Origin of the sequence: Sulfitobacter noctilucae (assembly GCF_000622365.1) — a bacterium.
GTDB lineage: Bacteria > Pseudomonadota > Alphaproteobacteria > Rhodobacterales > Rhodobacteraceae > Sulfitobacter > Sulfitobacter noctilucae.
The window spans coordinates 140,963-156,360 of the sequence record NZ_JASC01000003.1 but is presented as its reverse complement, the minus strand read 5'-3'; the positions used below and the strand labels follow the sequence as shown (position 1 = coordinate 156,360).

General features: G+C 59.1%; 14 protein-coding genes. 5 read left to right on the top strand and 9 right to left on the bottom strand.

The genetic code is table 11. The features are described from left to right. Positions 1–18 precede the first annotated feature (18 nt). On the top strand, positions 19–930 hold the full coding sequence (locus tag Z945_RS0103130; protein ID WP_025050662.1) for a hypothetical protein: 912 nt from the start codon (positions 19–21) through the stop codon (positions 928–930). Positions 931–948: 18 nt separating this feature from the next. Here the strand turns inward: Z945_RS0103130 and Z945_RS0103125 are convergent, their stop codons facing one another. Next, entirely contained in the window at positions 949–1,773 is an 825-nt protein-coding gene (locus Z945_RS0103125; RefSeq protein ID WP_081780925.1) for a class II aldolase/adducin family protein, read from the bottom strand. 199 nt (positions 1,774–1,972) lie between these two features. After that, a complete protein-coding gene (locus Z945_RS0103120; RefSeq protein WP_025050660.1) occupies positions 1,973–2,713 on the bottom strand; it encodes a methyltransferase domain-containing protein in 741 nt (246 codons plus the stop codon). Positions 2,714–2,774: 61 nt separating this feature from the next. Here Z945_RS0103120 and gloB point away from each other — a divergent pair, with 61 nt between their 5' ends. The 3 genes from gloB (at position 2,775) to Z945_RS0103105 (ending at position 7,006) form a co-directional block, all read left to right on the top strand. Then, positions 2,775–3,542, top strand: coding sequence for a hydroxyacylglutathione hydrolase (gene gloB / locus Z945_RS0103115; RefSeq protein ID WP_025050659.1), 768 nt, complete (start codon positions 2,775–2,777; stop codon positions 3,540–3,542). 174 nt (positions 3,543–3,716) lie between these two features. Continuing rightward, positions 3,717–6,038, top strand: coding sequence for an ATP-dependent Clp protease ATP-binding subunit ClpA (gene clpA / locus Z945_RS0103110; protein WP_025050658.1), 2,322 nt, complete (start codon positions 3,717–3,719; stop codon positions 6,036–6,038). After that, positions 6,035–7,006, top strand: coding sequence for a M23 family metallopeptidase (locus tag Z945_RS0103105; protein ID WP_025050657.1), 972 nt, complete (start codon positions 6,035–6,037; stop codon positions 7,004–7,006). Before clpA ends, Z945_RS0103105 begins: the two co-directional genes overlap by 4 nt. A 6-nt stretch (positions 7,007–7,012) precedes the next feature. Here Z945_RS0103105 and Z945_RS0103100 read toward each other — a convergent pair whose 3' ends face one another. The 3 genes from Z945_RS0103100 to Z945_RS0103090 form a co-directional block, all read right to left on the bottom strand. Further along, the gene (locus Z945_RS0103100) at positions 7,013–8,896 is read right to left on the bottom strand and encodes a peptidoglycan -binding protein (RefSeq protein WP_025050656.1); all 1,884 of its coding nucleotides are present in this window, start codon (positions 8,894–8,896) and stop codon (positions 7,013–7,015) included. Next, the gene (locus tag Z945_RS0103095) at positions 8,897–10,129 is read right to left on the bottom strand and encodes a biopolymer transporter ExbB (protein ID WP_025050655.1); all 1,233 of its coding nucleotides are present in this window, start codon (positions 10,127–10,129) and stop codon (positions 8,897–8,899) included. 75 nt (positions 10,130–10,204) lie between these two features. Continuing rightward, positions 10,205–10,735 carry a gamma-glutamylcyclotransferase gene (locus Z945_RS0103090; RefSeq protein ID WP_025050654.1) on the bottom strand — a complete coding sequence of 177 codons (531 nt, stop codon included), beginning with the start codon at positions 10,733–10,735 and terminating at the stop codon, positions 10,205–10,207. A 67-nt stretch (positions 10,736–10,802) separates the two neighbouring features. Between Z945_RS0103090 and Z945_RS0103085 the strand changes: the two genes are divergently transcribed. Then, complete coding sequence (locus tag Z945_RS0103085; protein WP_025050653.1) at positions 10,803–11,807, top strand: DUF2125 domain-containing protein; 1,005 nt, start codon at positions 10,803–10,805, stop codon at positions 11,805–11,807. On the opposite strand, the gene Z945_RS0103080 is transcribed toward Z945_RS0103085, so the two are convergent. From Z945_RS0103080 to rpsD, 4 genes are all read right to left on the bottom strand, one after another. Then, positions 11,808–12,605, bottom strand: a complete 798-nt coding sequence (locus Z945_RS0103080; RefSeq protein ID WP_025050652.1) for an extensin-like domain-containing protein — start codon at positions 12,603–12,605, stop codon at positions 11,808–11,810. Then, positions 12,602–13,525 carry a prephenate/arogenate dehydrogenase family protein gene (locus tag Z945_RS0103075; RefSeq protein WP_025050651.1) on the bottom strand — a complete coding sequence of 308 codons (924 nt, stop codon included), beginning with the start codon at positions 13,523–13,525 and terminating at the stop codon, positions 12,602–12,604. The genes Z945_RS0103080 and Z945_RS0103075 overlap by 4 nt, the downstream gene beginning before the upstream one ends. After that, complete coding sequence (gene hisC, locus Z945_RS0103070; protein ID WP_025050650.1) at positions 13,509–14,609, bottom strand: histidinol-phosphate transaminase; 1,101 nt, start codon at positions 14,607–14,609, stop codon at positions 13,509–13,511. The genes Z945_RS0103075 and hisC overlap by 17 nt, the downstream gene beginning before the upstream one ends. A 132-nt stretch (positions 14,610–14,741) precedes the next feature. Further along, on the bottom strand, positions 14,742–15,362 hold the full coding sequence (gene rpsD / locus Z945_RS0103065; protein ID WP_025050649.1) for a 30S ribosomal protein S4: 621 nt from the start codon (positions 15,360–15,362) through the stop codon (positions 14,742–14,744). Between the last annotated feature and the right edge of the window lie 36 nt (positions 15,363–15,398).

Sequence of the window (15,398 nt, the reverse complement as noted above, 5' to 3'; positions counted from 1 at the left end):
ATCCGGAAAGGGACTGAAATGCTGGAAATGCTGCTTGTGCCGCTCTTGGCCCTTGGCCTGATTGCCATTCCGATTGCGAATGATCTGGACGACGTGGACGATGTAGCACCCGATGATGACGGGCTATTACCGGAAACGCCGATCACCGATGCACCGTCAGAGGATGAAACCCCTGTGCTCGATGCCGCAGAGGCAGTCAGCATGGAAACGGACGGCGTTATCACCAGCCCTGATGTGACGGAAACCGAAAACGCGGGCGTGTTCGCGGTTGCGGGGTCCAGCCAGGACGACACGATCACGGTGGCGCAGACAGAGGACCGCTATGAAATCACCCCCGGTGCAGGCGCGGATGTAATCACCATTGGCCTGAACAGCGATGTATCCATGGGCGATCCCGTTTTTGGCGATCTGGTCGAGACCCGCCCTAATTTAGCCGGTGATGCCGTTCCTGACATCATCTTTGAGGAAACCGATACTGAAGACATTGATGCTGACGAAGTGACGCTGCAAGTGACCCAAGCAGGTATCGACAACCTACCAGCAGGATCGCGTCCCGGAAGCCAGATTGACGTGTCAGACACTGATGATGCTGTGGTGATCGAAGTGGACCCATCGGTTGAGGGCAATCTCCATTTGATCCAAGTCGAAAGCGGAGCCGGCGGCGGCGCGACCGACTTCATCTCGCGTTATACGCTGGTGCTGCTCGCAGGGCCGGACGTTATGGGGCTGACAGCCGCACAAGCGCAGGCCATCGCCGAAGGTGTAGACACCGATGTCGACGTGGAGCGGTTGGCCCTACTGGATCAGGGCACACGCTTCACTGAATTCGACGGCTCCACCTTATCCCGGCTCGATGACCTGAACGAAGAACCCATGATCGCGTCGAACCGCGAGATCCTCAGCGTGACAAGTGCTGTGCTTGCCGGCTGACCTTAGACGCGGCAGCTTCTACTGGTCATAGCCCGGATTGTTGCGGTTGAGTTTGCGCATCAACCCCGGCCAGACCAAATTGTCGCCCGATCCCGGCTGAAATGCCCCCGCCGATTGCGCCTGGACCGTATCGGCCATCGCCTGCGATTCTTCGTGCAGATTATCCGTGCCTGCCGACTGCGCAAAAATCTGCGTCTTGCAGGCGTTTTCCAGGAAGTACATCCGCAGAAACGCGATTGCACAATTCGGACCGACGGTCAGTGTGCCGTGGTTGCGCAACATCAAAAGGTTTTTGTCGCCCAGATCGTTCACAATCCGCTCGCGTTCATCCAGTTCCAACGCGATACCTTCGTAGTCGTGATAGGCCAGATCGTTGTTCACGATCATCGAAAACTGCGTATAGCGCCGCAACCCTTCGTTCTGCACAGAAACCGCGACTCCGTAAGGCGTGTGCACGTGGATCACACAGCCTGCGTTCTCACGCGCCGCATGGATTGCCGAATGAATGGTAAAGCCCGCAGGATTGATGAAATACGGCGTGTCCTGACAAATGTTGCCCTCCAGGTCGATTTTGACAAGACAAGACGCAGTCATCTCATCGAACATGATGCCGTAGGGATTGATCAGGAAACGCTCTTCCCCTTCCTCATCCGGCAACCGCGCGGAGATATGGGTGAACACCAAATCCGTCCAGCCATGCAACGCACAAAGCCGGTAGGTCGCAGCAAGTTGTACCCGCAGATCCCATTCCGCATCCGATACACTACCCTTGAGCGTCGGCAGATTGGTGGGATCCGGAATGTGAAAGCCGCTCCCCAGTCCCTTTTGTGATTGATCGTTCATGGTAAATCCTCCCTTTTCCAATAAGAGCGTAAAGGATAAACGCCGGAAGGCCAGTAGGTTTGAAAGGAGAAGCGGACTTTTGCATTGGCGTGTCCCCATGATCCTAGATGCAATTCTTCTGAGGTTTTCGAACTGATGATCACGCATTGGGCAAGTAACCGGATACCTCGACGTTCGGCCCCCCCCTGCGACCGCCCCGCTACGCCCGTCCTACCGCCGGCTCGGACAGCCCGTCCAATATGCTGACGCGCTTGCGTTCACGGGCGCGCGTGCCTTTGGGCGGATAGACCAACTTGGTCGCCTCCACCATGAACGCCCCCCCGGCCGAGATTGCGGGAACGCTGCGGCCCACCCGCTCGAACAGGCCCGCCGATTTCATCCAGATGCGATGGTTGGAAGGCCATTGGTAAAGCGCTCCGACATGACGCTCGGGTAAAAACTGGTGCTTTTTCAGCTGCATATCCAATTGCCCCGGTGAATAGGGTCGGCCATAGCCGAAGGGCGTCTTGTCCCGCCGCGCCCAAAGACCCGCGCGGTTGGGCACGATAAAGAGAGCCTTGCCCCCCGGCCCCAGCACCCGCCAACATTCCTCAAGCAGATCGGCCTGCCGTTCGCAGGTTTCAAGCCCGTGCAGCAGCACAAGCTTGTCGACATGGCCTGTCTCGATCGGCCAGAGTGTTTCTTCGGTCAGCACGGAGGTATTCGGCATGCCTGCAGGCCAGGGCATCACCCCTTGCGGCCCCGGCATCAGGGTAATCACACGGCGTGCGTCCTTAAGGTAGGGCCGCAGCAAAGGTGCGGCAAAGCCAAAGCCCACCACAGTTTGCCCTTTGGCTTCCGGCCACAACTCAAGCAGCCGGCCCCGCAGGCTTTTCTGCGCGGCACGACCCAGCGCGTTGCGGTAATAGAAATTACGCAGATCCTGCACATCAAGGTGCATTGCAGCCCAGCCTTTGCGGTGTCACTCTGATGGCAGCATATCAACACCACAGGATTGCGCCATGCCCTTTGATCTGATCACCATCCCCTGCTTGTCCGACAACTATGCCTTTCTGCTGCGCGATCATGCCAGCGGGGCGGTCGCTCTGATTGACGTGCCCGAAGCGGCACCGATCAAAGCGGAACTGGCCAAACAAGGGTGGACGCTCACACAAGTATGGCTGACCCATCACCACCCCGATCACGTACAGGGTCTGGACGAGGTACTTGCCGAATACCCAGCTGAGGTTGTTGGTGCGAAGGCCGACGCAGGTCGCTTGCCCGACCTTGATATTGCTGTGTCAGAGGGCGATACCGTGACCCTCGGCGCGTTGAAGGCGGAAATCTTTGACGTCTCCGGCCATACGATCAACCACATCGCCTTTTATGTACCTGACGCAGAGGTTTGTTTCACTGCGGATAGCCTGATGGCGCTGGGGTGTGGTCGCCTGTTCGAAGGCACACCGGCCCAGATGTGGGACAGCATGCAAAAATTGATGGCCCTGCCGGCGGAGACAGTGATTTGCTCTGGCCATGAGTATACGGCATCCAACGCGAAATTCGCCCTGACCATTGATCCGGATAATCCTGCTCTTATATCAAGGTCCAAGGCGATCAGCGCCGCCCGCGAAAAGGGCCAGCCGACCGTGCCATCGACACTCTCAACCGAGCTTGACACAAATCCCTTCTTGCGCCCCGGCGATACGGGCATCCGCAGCAACCTAGGGATGCAAACCGCCACCGACGCAGACGTCTTTGCAGAAATCCGCAAGCGCAAGGACAACTTCTGACTGCGACATATGTGGCAAAACACGGCGATACTGGGAATTGTGATCATCTTTTTTAAGAAAATGCTTGAAGACTGCCCCGTATCAACCAAACTCTAACGATAAGAGGCCATAGCTGGTCGAGGGCACTGTTATCCCGCAGCCCCCTCACCGGCCCCAAGGATAAGGAGCACGAGCGTGCCTTCATTCTCGACCACACTTGAGCAGGCAATTCATTCCGCATTGGCGCTGGCCAATGCACGCAGACATGAATTCGCAACGCTGGAACATCTGCTTCTGGCACTGATTGACGAACCCGACGCGGTGCAGGTGATGAAAGCCTGCTCTGTCGATGTGGACGAGCTGCGTGACACGCTCGCCGAATTCGTCGACGAAGACCTTAGTAATCTGGTGACTGACGTCGACGGATCCGAAGCTGTGCCCACGGCGGCCTTCCAGCGCGTGATCCAGCGCGCGGCGATCCATGTGCAATCGTCCGGCCGGACCGAAGTGACCGGTGCCAACGTGCTTGTCGCCATCTTTGCAGAACGCGAAAGCAACGCGGCCTACTTCCTGCAAGAGCAGGAAATGACCCGTTACGACGCGGTCAACTATATCGCGCATGGCGTTGCCAAAGATCCTGCCTATGGCGAAGCGCGGCCCGTGGCCGGTGCCCCGGAGCATGAAGAAGAAGCGCAAGGCGTTACAGAAGGCGACAAGAAAGAGACCGCGCTTGAGAAATACTGCGTGGACTTGAACGCCAAATCCCGCGAAGGCGACATTGACCCCCTGATCGGCCGCGACAGCGAAGTGGAGCGGTGCATTCAAGTGCTGTGCCGCCGCCGCAAGAACAATCCGCTGTTGGTTGGCGATCCGGGTGTCGGGAAGACCGCCATCGCAGAGGGCTTGGCACGCAAGATCGTCGCCGGCGAAACGCCAGAAGTGCTGGAAAATACGACAATTTTCTCGCTCGACATGGGTGCTCTGCTGGCTGGCACACGCTACCGTGGCGATTTCGAAGAGCGGCTGAAAGCTGTGGTCACCGAACTGGAAGACCACGAAGATGCGGTTCTCTTCATCGACGAGATTCACACAGTGATCGGTGCTGGCGCGACTTCCGGTGGCGCAATGGATGCGTCAAACCTGCTGAAACCCGCTCTTGCGGGCGGCAAGCTGCGCACCATGGGCTCTACCACCTACAAAGAATTCCGTCAGCATTTCGAAAAGGACCGTGCACTTAGCCGCCGGTTCCAGAAGATCGACGTGAACGAGCCTTCGGTGGAAGACGCACAGAAGATCCTGAAAGGTCTGAAGCCTTACTTTGAGGAACATCACGGGGTGAAATATACCTCCGATGCAATCAAGACCTCTGTCGAACTGGCCTCGCGCTATATCAACGACCGCAAACTGCCTGACAGCGCGATTGACGTGATTGATGAAGCCGGTGCTGCGCAGCACCTGATCGCCGCGTCCAAGCGTCGCAAGACGATCGGCACCAAAGAGGTCGAAGCTGTGGTCGCCAAGATCGCACGTATTCCGCCCAAGACGGTCAGCAAGGACGACGTTGTCGTGCTGAAAGATCTTGAAGCGTCGCTGAAGCGGGTGGTGTTTGGCCAGGATGATGCAATCGATGCCCTGTCTTCAGCGATCAAGCTGGCGCGCGCGGGCCTGCGTGAGCCTGAAAAGCCCATCGGCAACTACCTCTTCGCCGGTCCTACTGGCGTGGGTAAAACCGAAGTTGCCAAACAGCTTGCCGATACGCTGGGTGTCGAATTGCTGCGCTTTGATATGTCGGAATACATGGAGAAACACGCCGTTTCACGTCTGATCGGTGCCCCTCCCGGCTATGTTGGCTTTGATCAGGGTGGCATGCTGACCGATGGTGTGGATCAGCATCCACATTGTGTTCTGCTGCTGGACGAAATGGAAAAGGCGCATCCGGATGTCTACAACATCCTGCTGCAGGTCATGGACCACGGTAAGCTCACAGATCACAACGGACGCACCGTTGATTTCCGCAATGTCGTGATCATCATGACGTCGAACGCCGGTGCATCCGAACAGGCAAAAGAAGCCGTCGGCTTTGGCCGCGACCGCCGCACAGGCGAGGATAAAGCCGCGATCGAGCGGACATTCACGCCGGAGTTCCGCAACCGTCTGGATGCGGTGATCAGCTTCTCGGCTCTGCCGAAAGAGGTGATCCTGAAAGTGGTCGAGAAGTTTGTGCTGCAGCTTGAGGCCCAGTTGATGGATCGCAATGTGACGTTTGAACTGAGCGCGAAGGCAGCAGAGTGGATCGCGGACAAGGGCTATGATGACAAAATGGGTGCGCGCCCCCTGGGCCGCGTTATTCAGGAGTACATCAAGAAGCCTTTGGCCGAAGAGCTGTTGTTCGGCAAACTGGCCAAAGGCGGTGTGGTCAAGGTTGGCGTAAAGAAGGGCGAGCTGGATCTGACTATCCTCGATCCCGAAAAGCGCCAGCTGTCCGGTGACAAGCCACCGCTTCTGACTGCAGAATGATCAAACGGGGCCTTTTGGCCCTGTCCCTTCCCTTCGCCGGCATCGCCACGGCGGAGGGTTTGACCCTGCAGCTCCCTGTGGACTGCACGCTGGGCGACACCTGCTATATTCAGCAATACATGGACCGCGATCCCGGTAAAGGGTTCACGGATTTCCAGTGCCGTGGCCTCAGCTACGATGGGCATAAAGGCACCGATTTCGCCCTCCCCACCCGCGCAGATATGGCGGAAGGCGTCGATGTGATCGCCGCCGCTGACGGGCGCGTGCGCGGGTTCCGCGACGGTATGTCCGATGCGGGCTACAGCGCAGACACTGCAGACGGGATCGAAGGAAAAGAATGTGGCAACGGCGTCGTTCTGGTGCACCCCGGCGGTTGGGAAACCCAATATTGCCACCTCAAACAAGGCTCTATCGCGATCCGCAACGGGCAAGAGGTCAAAGCAGGCGAAGTGCTGGGCCAGATCGGGCAATCCGGCCGCGCTGAATTCCCACACTTGCATCTATCAGTCCGGCAGGGCGGGAAGCCGGTCGATCCGTTCGATCCCGATGGCACGCTGACCTGCGCCACCCCCGGGGACAGTACTCTATGGGCAGACACCCCCGCCTATACCCCCGGCGGCATACTGGAGGTCGGGCTGGCGCAGGCGATTCCCGACTATGCTGATGTCAAAGCAGGCACAGCCGGTGCCGCCAGCCTTGCACCCGATGCTCCGGCGCTTGTGGTCTTTGGCTTCAGCTTCGGTACGCTAGAGGACGATGTTGTACGTTTGGAAATCAGCGGGCCCGATGGTGAGGTCATTAGCCGCGATACCCGGTTGAAACGCAATCACGCGCAGGCATTTCGCGCCATTGGCAAACGCAGACGCGGCAGCGCGATCTGGCCTACAGGCACCTATACCGGTCGCGCGATACTACTGCGCGACGGCATCGCAATCAGCACCGCCGACACCATGATCGAGATCAGGTAAACCGCATTACTTTTCAGTAAATTTGAGCTCGATCCTGCGGTTCTGCGCCCGCGCGGCATCACTGTCGCCCGTCGCAATCGGCTGGTATTGGCCAAAGCCATTTGCAGCCAAACGCTCCGGCGGTATCCCCAGAAAATTAATCATATATTTGACCACAGAGAGAGCGCGCCCCTGGCTTAACTCCCAATTGTCCGCAAAAGCACCAACACCGGACAGCGGCACGTCATCCGTGTGGCCATCCACCCGGATCACCCAATCAATCTCGGGCGGAATATCACCCGCGACGCTGCGCAATATATCGGCGACTTTCGCAATTTCCTGGCGCCCCTCGCGGGACAGCACGGCACCGCCGGGTGGAAAAAGAACCTCGGACGAGAAGACAAAGCGATCGCCCTCAATCCGCACGCCCTCTTGCGCGCCCAGCACGTCACGCAGGCGACCGAAGAATTCAGACCGGTATTGCTCAAGGTCTTTGGTCTGATTCCGCAAGGCTAACGCTTCGGCCTCTAACCGGGCGCGCTCTGCCGCTTCCAGTTCTGCACGGCGACGTTCCTCTGCGGCAACACGAGCAAGCGCCGTGTTCAATTCACTGCCCAAAGACTGAAGCTCGACCGACTGTGCCGCATCCCGTGCCACGGCATCATCCAGCAAGGATTGTAGGTTGCCCAACTGGGTGCGCAATGCCGCAACCTGTTGGTTCAGAAGCTCGGTTTGTCGCTGGGCAGCGGCGCTTGTCTCTTCTTCCTGCGCCAAGGCGTCTCGCGCCGTTGCGAGCAAAGCGGCCTGCTTCTCCGCCTGCGTGCTTTCGTCGGTTGCCGTTTCTTCTGCGGCCAGCCGTGCCGCAACTGCTGCTTCAAGTCGCGCTTGCAAAGCCTCACGGTCAGCGGCCAGGTCAGCCGCTGCAGCCTCCTGCTCGGCTACGGCTGCCCGCAATGCGGCAAGCTGTTCCTCAGCCGATGCCAAACTCTGTTGCGCGGTCTCGCCTTCTTGCGCCTGTGCCTCAGCCGTTTGGAGCCGGATCAAGGCTTGCGACAACTGTGCATCCAAATCCCCCTCGGCAGCCCGTGCTGAGGCCAGCAGGGTCAGCGTCTCTTCCGCCTCTTTGCGCTGCGCTTCCAGCCTGAGCGTCATGGCTGTAAGTTCTGCATCTGCATCCTCGAGCCGGGCCCGCAAAGCTTCCGCCGCGGCGGCTTCGGCCAAACGGGCGGCTTCGGTCTCGCTCAATGCCTCCGCCCCCTCAGCCAGCTCCCCTTGCAGTTCAGCGACCTGCCCTTCGGCTTCTGCCGCTCTGCTGCGCAAGTCCAGCACAAGCGCGTCCAGCGCCTCGCGCCGCGCAGCGGCAAGCCGTGCGGCCTCGGCCTGAGCATCCACTTCGGACCGCGCAGTCGCCAGTGCCAAATTGAGCGCCTCCTGCGCGCTCAGCAGCTCCGCTTCCCGGTTCTCCAGCCCGGCAATGCGATCGGCATCCGCCGACTGCGCCGCCAAAAGCCCCGCAACCTGCGCCTCGAACTCTGTAATTTGCCCCTGTGCCGCGTCCAGCGCCGCCGCCTGTTCCTCACGCTGGGCCGTCAGCGACGCGATCAGGGCCTCTTGCTGGCTCAACTGATCTTGCGCAGTATTCAAGGATGCATTCAGCGCCCCCATCCGTGCCTGCAACTGGGCTGTTTGCTGCTCTTCCAGTCCCAAGGCACGGGCCAGCGCCGCTACTTCTCCGGACAGCACGTCAAGCTCGGTTTCCTGCCCGGTGATCCGTTCGGTCAGAACAAACTGCACCACCATAAAGATGGTCAACACGAACATCAGAACCAGCAAAAGGCCGGTCATCGCATCGACAAACCCCGGCCAGATCGAACTTTGGAATCGCGCCCCCGTCCGACGTGAGAGAGCCATTTAGCCCTCCTCTCCGCCTGAACGATCCGGCGTGCGCACCCGGCGCGGCGGCGCGACGGGGCGCGGTGCCGACATGGCTTTGGCCAACAATGAAATATCATGCCGCAACTCGGACATGGTTTCCTGCCGTCCGGCTGAAATCTCTTCAAGAATGCGCAGCATTTGGACGTCGATGGAGCGCAGGCGCATCCGGCTCTCTGCATCCATCCCCTCGCCGCCCTGTTCTTCTATGGCACCGATCAGACGGTCCTGCCCAGTTGCAATTCGCTCCAACGCAGCCGCCATTGCCGCGCCGTCAGCGGGCCGTTCGGCCTTTTCCATGCGCTCTGTCATGCGATCAACGGCATCAGCCAGTTTCCCGACCTTCTCATCCATCGCCGCACGGCTGGCATCGGAACCGCCAAAAAGATCGCGCAACCCTGCCATTTGTTCTGTCATTTGCTCGGCCATGTGATCGACCACGCCGGCCATCGCAGCCTGCTCCCCCGTGGCGTCCTCGCCCGCACTAAAGCCCACGCGTGTGATCGAGCTCAACCAATCCTCAAGCTCTTGATAAAAGCGGTTTTGCCCGTGGCCCGCAAAGAGCTCCAGCAGACCGACAACCAGTGATCCGGCCAGGCCCAAAAGCGAGGACCCAAAGGCCACGCCCATGCCACCCAACTGTGCTTCAAGCCCGGTCATCAGTTTGGAAAACACATCCACGCCATCTTCGCCTTCGGAGGGGGCAAGGCTGCGGATGGTGTCGACCACGGCAGGAACGGTGGTGGCAAGGCCGTAGAACGTTCCCAGAAGACCGAGGAAAATCAGCATGTTGACGATATAACGCGTAATTTCGCGCGCCTCGTCGATCCGCGTGGAAACGGAATCGAGGATTGAACGTGTCGAGGTCGCAGACACCTGCATGCGTGCGCCTCGCGTCCGCAGAAGCGAAGCCAAGGGGGCCAAAAGCTGCGGCGCGACAGTCTCCGGGTTCGGCGCGTCAGAGGCGAAGTTTTCAATCCAGCGGACCGATCCGATCAACTGATAAACCTGATAGAAACAAGCCAACACACCGATGAAGAACACCAGCACGATCACGCCGTTCAAATAGGGGTTAGCCGCGAATATCGGATAGACCGAGGGCAACGCCAGAAAGGCACCAAAGCCGGTCAGCCCGAGCACAATTAGCATCAGAGAAATCTGACGTACGGGCTGGGAAAACTGCGGTCGTGTTGTGCGCTCTGTTTGCGCCATTAGGTCGTTGCTCCTGACCCGAATTTACTGCTCTGGATAAAGATTACACTTTTTTTGACGCTATGCGCCAAGGATTTATGAAACAAGGCTTTTCACCCGTGCGTGTAGCCAATCAAGATCCGGATCCTGCAGGCCTACCTGCTGTAGATGCTCTGCCGTGTTGTAGAGGTATTCCGTGTTCGGCCCGCGCCCGCCTACCGCATGGGCGATGATCTGCGCCTGATCTTCCAAGGGCAGCCCCCCGCAATATTGCCCGTGACTTTCGTCGATCACATAGACGACCGCCGTCACGATGCGCCCGTCTTCCAGCATGACATCGAGATTTTTCTCAAGATAGGCGGCAGAAACAAGCTCCCGCTCGCGTAGATACGCCAGCGTCTTCTCTTCTTCCCCCTCGGCCACCCGCAGCGCCATGCCGCTACACGCATGATCAGGTTGTTCATCCAATGCCAGCACCAGCCCGGGGTCCTCTTCGGTCCCGCGATGGTGGATCGACCGCATGCAGAAGGACCGCGCATAGCCCGGCAGTGTGCCGATCACGCTTTCGGCCACGGGAAAACCGGGGTTCCACAAAAGTGATCCGTATCCGAATACCCACATCGCCATCGCACTGGTCCTTTGCTGTTGGTCTGCGTAAACCGTATCTGCGCGTTGAGTTAAAGGGGTATTGCGGGTGAGCCGACTTGTGAAGATCATCGTTGTTCTGGCTCTGTTGTGGTGTGGATGGTGGTTTGCGGCAGCGACGGCATTGGAGCGCGGTGTGGTCCGCTGGTTGGAAGACCGCCGCACCGAAGGGTGGGAGGCACAGGCCGCCGCAGTTGATGTGACAGGATTTCCGCTGGCGCTCCAAACCGATCTGACAGCAGTGTCGTTGACAGACTCCGCGACCGGCCTGCACGTTGACGCCCCCGATCTGCGCGTATCAATGCCCGCCTATTGGCCCGGTGATATGACACTTGTCCTATCCGGTGCGCCGATTGATTTCGGAGTGGGTGATACGACCTATATCTTGCGTGCGCAGGACACCGCGGCCGACCTGAACCTGCACCCCGGCACTGCCTTGGAACTGGAACGATTGACCGCGCAAAGTGGGCCTTGGCAAGTGAACACGCGTCAGGGCAATCTGCTGAGCGCTGATGATTTTACCGCCAATGTCACGCAGGATAAAGACGACCATACTGTCTATGAATTTGCTCTGAACGCCGCTGACTTTTCTCCCGGCGGTCTATTGCGTGCAGGGCTGGACTTGCCGGATGATTGGTCGCTCACCTTCGAGACATTTACCGCCAACATTACAGCCCGCTTTGACCGGCCCATTGACCGCATGGCGCTCGAATCGCGACGACCTCAGCCGCGCCAGATCACTGTAAACGACTTTGATTTCAGCTGGGGCGAATTTAGGATCGCCCTTGTCGGAGATGTGCAGATAGACACCGAAGGAACGCCCGACGGAGACCTCATGTTAAGCATTAAGAACTGGCGGCAAGCACTTGAACTTCTGAAGAAAACAGAGATTATACGCTCTGAAGAAACCGGTCAGGCAGAGTTTGTCATTCAGGCAATCGCCAGCAACTCGGACAACCCCGCCGACCTTGATCTTGCCTTCAGCTTTCGTGAAGGCCGCTTGTTCCTTGGCCCCATCAACCTTGGCCCTGCGCCCAAGTTCATTCTGCGCTGATCACTTGCAGTAGCTACCGGAGCGGTAGCGTGCTGTATCGAAGTGGAAATGATCGAGGTGATAGCGGTTGGCATTGGGGCCAAGGACCGTACCGAATGGTCCGCAGGCCCCCTTGTGCATTCGCCGCATCGCAGATGCAAAGCGCTGGGTGTTCCAGTGTTTCAGCACGGTCACATCCGTCCCGTCATGCAGGCGAAAGGCCGAGATATCAATGGCGCGGCCCTTGCCGTGTTCGGACAGCTTTGCACCCTTCTGGTTGTTCCGGGTTCGGCAGGCGTAATGCGCCGCAACCCGCAAGGACTTCAGCCCTCCACCGCTTTTCGCCAGCGCGGGTTTAGCGGAGCCGTCGAGCCAGGTCTTCAAGGCATCAGCAGTGCGGCAATCCATCACCGACTTCTGGCTCAACGCCACACCCGAGACAGACCGCACCCGTATTGCATTTTCGATCACACAGCCGCGGATCTTGCCTGTCACACGACCGACCACCTCGCCTTGAATGGCCGGATCGCCGCACACCGCGCCTTTGCGCAACAGCTCTTTCTGAACACGCCCCTCCCGCGCAACCTTCTTGGTTCGGAACAAAGGACGCAGCGACGAAAACAATCCACCTCGCTTCTTGGCGTTTTCCTGCGCGGTGGACTGTTCGGGCTGGGTAATAGCCCCCGCGGGTGCCAAAGTCACCGACAGTTGTGCCGGCTTTCCACCACGCGGCATGGGACGGAGTGAAGTCGCCGGATCGCCGGCCATCGCCGTCTGCGCTGCGCAAAGCGCAATGGCGAAAGCCGCCAAACGGATCATCGCTTGGGCGTCCCGCCGCGCCCGAAATCAGGCGCTGCGGTGTCCTGTCCCGCTTCGATAATGCTTCGCCGGATGGCCCGCGTGCGTGTGAAATAGGCATGCAGGTGATCGCCATCGCCCTGCCGGATCGCCCGTTGAAGCGCGAACAGCTCTTCGGTAAAGCGGCCTAAGATTTCCAGCGTCGCGTCCTTGTTACTCAGGAAGACATCGCGCCACATGGTGGGGTCAGAGGCCGCAATCCGGGTGAAATCGCGGAAACCCGTGGCGGAATACTGAATCACTTCTTCATCCGTTACGCGCTGCAGGTCATCGGCCACGCCGACCATAGTGTAGGCGATCAGATGCGGCGCATGGCTGGTCACGGCCAGCACAAGGTCGTGGTGTTCGGCATCCATCTCATCGACAAGCGCGCCCATACCTTCCCAAAGGCTGCGCAGTTTTGCAGTTGCGGCAGGATCGGTATCTTTGACCGGCACCAGCAGGGTCCAGCGGTTTTCAAACAGTTCTGCAAAGCCAGAGCGCGGACCAGAGTGTTCCGTTCCGGCCAAGGGATGGCCGGGAATAAAGTGAACACCTTCAGGGATGTGCGGGCCGACCTTTGCTATCACATCAGACTTCACCGACCCTACGTCCGTGACTGTCGCCCCCTTTTTCAAAAATGGCGAAATCTCGGCTGCAACCGCGCCCATCACGCCCACCGGGACGCAGAGGATGATCAGGTCCGCATCTGCCACGGCTTCGCCTAGGGTGTCGCAGACCCGGTCGCACAGCCCGATTTCGCGGGCGGTGTCTCTTGTTTCAGCCGAGCGGGCGAAACCGGAGACTTCACCTGCCAGCCCGTCGCGTTTCATCGCCCAGAACATTGAGGAAGCAATCAGCCCCAGCCCGATCAGCGCAACGCGGTCATATATTTGTGACATCGCCCGGCCCTTCTTTGAACTGGCGCACGGCATGGACCACGCGGCGGCAACTGGATTCGTCGCCCACAGTGATCCGCAGACAATTGGGCAGGTTGTACCCCGCCACCAGCCGCACAATCAGGCCTTGGGTTTTCAGATAGGCATCGCATGCTTCTGCTTCATCGCGCGATGACAACCGTGCCAGCACGAAATTGGCGCATGAGACATCCGACGGGATACCCATCTCGGCCAAAGCATCGGCCAACCATCCCCGCCAGCGGGCGTTTTCGGTCCGGCAATGGGCGACATAGGCCGTATCACGCACCGCTGCTTCCGCCGCATCCAACGCCGCCTGGCTTAGGTTAAAGGGGCCCCGCACGCGGTTGAGCACATCAATGATCTCTTGAGGCGCATAGCCCCACCCGATCCGCAGACCGCCCAGCCCGTATATTTTGGAGAATGTCCGCGTCATCACGACATTCTGGCGGGAATCTACCAGTGCGGCACCGCCATCGTAGCCCTCAACATATTCGGCATAGGCACCATCAAGCACCAGAATGGCTTGAGGTGGCAAACCATCCGCCAATCGCGCAACCTCTGCCGCACCGATCATTGTGCCAGTAGGGTTGTTCGGATTGGCCATGAAAACCAGCGCGGTTTTATCCGTGCAGGCGGCAAGGATAGCGTCAACATCCGTGACGCGCTCGCGTTCTTTTACTTCGACCGGCGTGGCCCCTGCGGCCAGGGCGCTGATCTTGTACATGCCAAACCCGTGTTCGGTGTGGATCACCTCGCGCCCCGGCCCGGCATAGGCCTGGCACAAAAAGGCAATGATCTCGTCCGACCCGGCACCACAGATGATGCGATCAGCATCCAGATCGTAAATTCCGGCAATCGCACCACGCAGACCAGCATGATCCGACGAAGGATACCGGTGCAGAGAGAAGGCTGCACGACGGTAGGCTTCAACCGCGGCTTCGCTCGGCCCCAGCGGATTTTCGTTCGACGACAGCTTGACCACATTGTCCAGCCCCGCCACATGCGCTGCCCCGCCTTGGTAAAGCGTGATATCCAAGATGCCCGGTTGCGGTGTGATCTGGTTCATTTCCCTGCACCTTTTATGCGGTTTGGTTGTGTTTTAGCGGGACGGTACGCCTGCTGCCAGCATGAAACGCAAAAGGCTGCGGCGGTTTCCCGTCGCAGCCTTTCGTTTTGGCTTGGAAGTGTTCGGCGAAGCTTAGTTCTTCGCGTAGAATTCCACGACGAGGTTGGGTTCCATCATGACCGGATATGGCACATCGCCCAGCGCAGGCGTGCGCACGAAGGTCGCGGTCATTTTGGAATGGTCTGCGTCGATATAATCGGGCACATCACGCTCGGCCAGCTGTGTGGCTTCGAGCAGGGCAACCATCTGCTTGGAACGGTCGCGCACTTCTACAACGTCGCCTTCTTTAACGCGGTAGGAAGGGATGTTCACCTTTTTGCCGTTCACACGGACGTGGCCGTGGTTCACGAACTGGCGTGCGGCGAAAACTGTCGCCACGAACTTCGCGCGGTAGACAACCGCGTCCAGGCGACGCTCCAGCAAACCGATCAGGTTCTCACCGGTATCGCCTTTGACACGCTCGGCTTCACCGTAGATGCGGCGGAACTGCTTTTCGGTCAGGTCGCCGTAGTAGCCCTTGAGCTTCTGCTTGGCGCGCAACTGGATACCGAAGTCGGAAATCTTGCCCTTGCGGCGCTGGCCGTGCTGGCCGGGGCCGTATTCGCGGCGGTTGACTGGTGACTTTGGACGGCCCCAGATGTTTTCGCCCATGCGGCGATCGAGTTTGTGCTTGGCAGCGGTGCGTTTGGTCACGGCTGTTCTCCTTTAAAGTGTCCCGAGGGACGGTAA